This window comes from Terrimonas rubra (genome assembly GCF_042686025.1).
Lineage (GTDB): Bacteria > Bacteroidota > Bacteroidia > Chitinophagales > Chitinophagaceae > Terrimonas > Terrimonas rubra.
Window position 1 is genome coordinate 1 of the sequence record NZ_JBHUOZ010000004.1, and the last position, 5,694, is coordinate 5,694.

A 5,694-nucleotide genomic window follows, 5' to 3' on the forward strand; every position below is an offset into this window, starting at 1 on the left:
GTTTCGGGTTTGCTTTTAGCATTCAGCTTTTTGCCTTTAGCCTTTTGCTTTCAGCTTTCGGCTTTAAGCTTTGATTCAGGTATACACAAAAAAAAGTCCCGACACAAGGTCAGGACTCTTTCAATAATCATGGCAGCTACCTACTCTCCCGCATTTCTGTGCAGTACCATCGGCCATAAGGGGCTTAACTTCTCTGTTCGGTATGGGAAGAGGTGAACACCCTTGGAAAAACCACCATAAAAAGGTTATAAGTTGTAAGTTTTTAGTTATAAGTTGTAAGTACAGCCAGTTTCAAACAGATGAACAGCTTATTACCTAACACTTATTTACTTACCACTTAAATAAGATCATATTGGGAAAATGTTAAAACAAAGAAATAATAAAAAATTAAAGCGTACGGGCAATTAGTACTACTCGGCTTTGATGTTACCACCTTTACACCTATAGCCTATCAACGTCATAGTCTTTGACGGCCCTTAAAAGTAAACTCATCTTGAGGAAGGTTTCACGCTTAGATGCTTTCAGCGTTTATCCTGTCCGTACATAGCTACTCAGCATTGCACCTGGCGGCACAACTGATACACCAGCGGTACGTACGACCCGGTCCTCTCGTACTAAGGTCATGTCCTCTCAATTTACTTGCGCCCACCACAGATAGGGACCGAACTGTCTTGCGACGTTCTGAACCCAGTTCACGTGCCACTTTAATCGGCGAACAGCCGAACCCTTGGGACCTTCTCCAGCCCCAGGATGTGACGAACCGACATCGAGGTGCCAAACCTCCCCGTCGATATGAGCTCTTGGGGGAGATCAGCCTGTTATCCCCGGAGTACCTTTTATCCTTTGAGCGACGGCCCTTCCATACAGAACCGCCGGATCACTTTAGCCGACTTTCGTCCCTGCTCGGCGTGTATGCCTCACAGTCAAGCTCCCTTATACTAATGCGCTCTACGTACGATTACCAACCGTACTGAGGGAACCTTTGCAAGCCTCCGTTACTCTTTAGGAGGCGACCACCCCAGTCAAACTACCCACCATGCACTGTTTCCCATCAGGGATTAGACTCTAAATCAAAGAAGGTTGGTATTTCAACGACCGCTCCACAATGGCTGGCGCCACTGCTTCAAAGCGTCCCAACTATTCTACACATCCGTAATTCAAAATCAATGCAAAGTTGTAGTGAAGGTTCACGGGGTCTTTCCGTCCCGTGGCGGGTAACCGGCATCTTCACCGATACTACAATTTCACCGGGCTCGTGGAGGAGACAGCGTTCAACTCATTAGACCATTCGTGCAGGTCGGAACTTACCCGACAAGGAATTTCGCTACCTTAGGACCGTTATAGTTACGGCCGCCGTTTACTGGGGCTTCAGTCAGGAGCTTTGACTTGCGTCGAACACCCTTCCTTAACCTTCCAGCACCGGGCAGGTATCAGGCTCTATACGTCATCTTTCGATTTTGCAGGGCCCTGTGTTTTTGTTAAACAGTTGGTTGAACCATTTTACTGAGACCTACCGAAGTAGGTACGCTTTATCCCGAAGTTACAGCGTCAATTTGCCTAGTTCCTTCTCCACGGCTCACCCGAGCGCCTTAGAATACTCATCCCGTCTACCTGTGTCGGTTTGCGGTACCGGCTGCTATACTCGCTTTTCTTGGAAGCACTCTCATTACTACGTTTCACCCGAAGGATCCACTCGGCTAATCCGTCAGCCTATGTAACTAACATGCTCCGTCACTTTTAATGTATAGCAGGCGCAGGAATATTAACCTGCTTTCCATCATCTACCCCTTTCGGGTTTGACTAAGGACCGGGCTAACCCTGATCCGATTAACGTTGATCAGGAACCCTTAGACTTTCGGCGATAAGGTTTTTCACCTTATTTATCGTTACTTATGCCTACATTTTCTTTTCTAACCGCTCCAGCATACGTCGCCGTACACCTTCGATGCAGTCAGAATGCTCCCCTACCGATATACCACCTAGTGGCAATCATAGAGCTTCGGTTCATGGTTTGATGCCCGATTATTTTCCGTGCGGGACCTCTCGACCAGTGAGCTGTTACGCACTCTTTAAATGAATTGCTGCTTCCAAGCAAACATCCTGGCTGTTATAGAAGTCCTACCTCGTTTGATCAACTTAACCATGTATTAGGGACCTTAGCTGCTATTCTGGGTTATTTCCCTCTCGGCCACGGATCTTAGCACCCGCAGCCTCACTCCCGGTAATATCTGTTAGCATTCGGAGTTTGTCAGGGTTTGGTAGGCGGTGAAGCCCCCTAGCCCAATCAGTAGCTCTACCTCTAACAGACTAATAAAACCGAGGCTGTTCCTAAAAACATTTCGGGGAGAACGAGCTATCTCTCAGTTTGATTGGCCTTTCACCCCTATCCACAGGTCATCCCAAGACTTTTCAACGTCAACGGGTTCGGTCCTCCAGTTAGTTTTACCTAACCTTCAACCTGCCCATGGATAGATCACAAAGTTTCGCGTCTGCCCCCACTGACTAGTCGCCCTATTTGGACTCGCTTTCGCTACGGCTCCGTTAATTTCGAACTTAACCTCGCCAGTGAGGAGCAACTCGTAGGCTCATTATGCAAAAGGCACGCCGTCACTATTACTAGCTCCGACCGCTTGTAGGCGCACGGTTTCAGGTACTATTTCACTCCCTTGTTTAGGGTGCTTTTCACCTTTCCCTTACGGTACTGGTTCACTATCGGTGTCTGAGGAGTATTTAGCCTTACCAGATGGTGCTGGCAGATTCAAGCAGGATTTCTCCGGTCCCGCCCTACTCAGGATACTACACGTCCATGTCAATTTGTGCTTACGGGGCTATCACCCTCTATGGCTTAATTTTCCAAAAAATTCAACTTGATGACATTTTCTAAAAGTAGTCCTACAACCCTCAAGCAGCACGCTGCTTAAGTTTAGGCTCTTCCCATTTCGCTCGCCACTACTCAGGGAATCATTATTATTTTCTTTTCCTCCGGGTACTTAGATGTTTCAGTTCTCCGGGTTGGCTCTCTTTCGAGTGATACGTCTTCAACGTACCGGGTTGTCCCATTCGGAAATCCAGGGATATAATGCTTGTGTGCAGCTCTTCCTGGCTTATCGCAGCTTACCACGTCCTTCTTCGCCTCTCAGACCCAAGGCATCCACCATGCGCCCTTAGTTGCTTTAAAAAAGTTTATAAAACTTAATTAATTAATGAGGCAAGACTTGCGTCTTGACTTATTTTTTTATTTTTTAATTTGTAGTTGTTACCCGACCACATTTCTTCAGACCAACCATAAAATGGTGAAAATTCAAAATTGTGATCGATAAATATTAGATACTTCATTCTAACATTTGTTTTTCCCAATATGTCAAAGAGCTTAGTTAATTGGGTAATCAGTCAATTAGATAATTTGAAAATTAAATAATAACTAACACCATTTATTATTAACTGTTAGCGGATAATCAAGGTTATGAACCTTCAGGCCTTAAGCCATTATCTTGTTTTTAAAAGAACTGTTGTTTGGAGTTTTCTCTCTTGTTTGATAACCTCCGTTTGTGGAGGATATCGGAGTCGAACCGATGACCCCCTGCGTGCAAAGCAGGTGCTCTAGCCAACTGAGCTAACCCCCCGAGTTTTTTAGTAGACCCGACCAGATTTGAACTGGTGACCCCTACATTATCAGTGTAGTGCTCTAACCAGGCTGAGCTACGGATCTATTTGTCTAATGTGCCAATATGCTAATGTGCTAATATTTAGTAATCAGCGCCTGGCTTTAGATGCCGTCCTCAAATTGGCCATCAGGTCTTATTTGAAAGATCTTTTTAAAATCAAAGAAAGAAAAGGAAACAATAGCCGGTAAGTTTATTTTGTAGATAGTGTAAGCGTAAACGCTTCACTTCTAAAGCTCTAAAAAGGAGGTATTCCAGCCGCACCTTCCGATACGGCTACCTTGTTACGACTTAGCCCCAATTACCAGTTTTACCCTAGGCGGCTCCTTTCGGTTACCGACTTTAGGTACACCCGGCTTTCATGGCTTGACGGGCGGTGTGTGCAAGGTCCGGGAACGTATTCACCGTATCATTGCTGATATACGATTACTAGCGATTCCAGCTTCATGGAGTCGAGTTGCAGACTCCAATCTGAACTGAGAGAAGGTTTTTGAGATTAGCTCCTTGTCGCCAAGTGGCAGCTCTTTGTCCTTCCCATTGTAGCACGTGTGTAGCCCTGGGCATAAAGGCCATGATGACTTGACATCATCCCCTCCTTCCTCACGTCTTACGACGGCAGTTTCACTAGAGTTCCCAGCGTTACCTGATGGCAACTAGTGATGGGGGTTGCGCTCGTTGCGGGACTTAACCCAACACCTCACGGCACGAGCTGACGACAGCCATGCAGCACCTTACAGACCGTGTATTGCTACAAAATGAGCTTTCACCCACGGTCGATCTGCATTCTAGCCCAGGTAAGGTTCCTCGCGTATCATCGAATTAAACCACATGCTCCACCGCTTGTGCGGACCCCCGCCAATTCCTTTGAGTTTCAATCTTGCGATCGTACTTCCCAGGTGGGATACTTAATGCTTTCGCTCAGACACACACAGTGTATCGCGTATGTCGAGTATCCATAGTTTAGGGCGTGGACTACCAGGGTATCTAATCCTGTTTGATCCCCACGCTTTCGTGCCTCAGTGTCAATATATGTGTAGCCAGCTGCCTTCGCAATTGGTGTTCTATGTCATATCTAAGCATTTCACCGCTACATGACATATTCCGCTAACCTCCACAATATTCAAGACTAATAGTATCAATGGCAGTTTCCGAGTTAAGCTCGAAGATTTCACCACTGACTTACTAACCCACCTACGCACCCTTTAAACCCAGTGAATCCGGATAACGCTTGCACCCTCCGTATTACCGCGGCTGCTGGCACGGAGTTAGCCGGTGCTTATTCCTAGGGTACCGTCAGTTGGACTAGAAAGTCCCTTTTTCGTCCCCTATAAAAGAAGTTTACAACCCAGAGGGCCTTCATCCTCCACGCGGCATGGCTGGTTCAGACTTGCGTCCATTGACCAATATTCCTTACTGCTGCCTCCCGTAGGAGTCGGGCCCGTGTCTCAGTGCCCGTGTGACTGGTCGTGCTCTCACACCAGTTACTGATCGTGGACTTGGTGGGCCGTTACCCCGCCAACTATCTAATCAGCCGCACACCCGTCTTCTAGCGAATTGCTTCTATAATAACAAGAAGATGCCATCTCGTTATGTTACGGAGTATTAATCCAAGTTTCCCTGGGCTATGCTCCACTAAAAGGAAGGTTGTGTACGTGTTCCGCACCCGTTTGCCGGTCGCCGCCCATGTATTGCTACACTGCGCTGCCCCTCGACTTGCATGTATTAGGCCTGCCGCTAGCGTTCATCCTGAGCCAGGATCAAACTCTCCATTGTAAATGATGTTTGATACTGACAGTCAAATATTTCTCTAAAGAAAATTAAACGTGTCAAATCGAATGTTATTCGCTTGACTTACCTTTTGGTTCTATCAACTTCACGTTGATAAAGTGCTATTGTTTCCAATCTTTCAAAGAACTTTTTCCTTTTAATCTGACCAACTCTCATCAGTCGATCAAAGGACAAAGTAGATGTTAAATCTGCGAGATTTTAGACCCTTCCGTCACACCTGTTTTTAAGAACTTTTTCCCTTTTT

Annotated in this window: 2 tRNA genes and 3 rRNA genes; all 5 read right to left on the reverse strand. The window is 46.3% G+C overall.

Annotated features, from left to right (window positions below):
* Positions 1–127: 127 nt before the first annotated feature.
* Positions 128–239 (reverse strand): 5S ribosomal RNA (rrf, locus tag ACFS6H_RS20670).
* Between the two features lie 145 nt (positions 240–384).
* Positions 385–3,178, reverse strand: a 23S ribosomal RNA gene (locus ACFS6H_RS20675).
* A gap of 371 nt (positions 3,179–3,549) precedes the next feature.
* A tRNA-Ala gene (locus ACFS6H_RS20680) sits at positions 3,550–3,623 on the reverse strand.
* Positions 3,624–3,634: 11 nt separating this feature from the next.
* Positions 3,635–3,709, reverse strand: a tRNA-Ile gene (locus ACFS6H_RS20685).
* 195 nt (positions 3,710–3,904) lie between these two features.
* A 16S ribosomal RNA gene (locus ACFS6H_RS20690) occupies positions 3,905–5,435 on the reverse strand.
* The 16S, 23S and 5S rRNA genes sit together here with 2 tRNA genes alongside, the layout of an rRNA operon.
* Positions 5,436–5,694 lie beyond the last annotated feature (259 nt).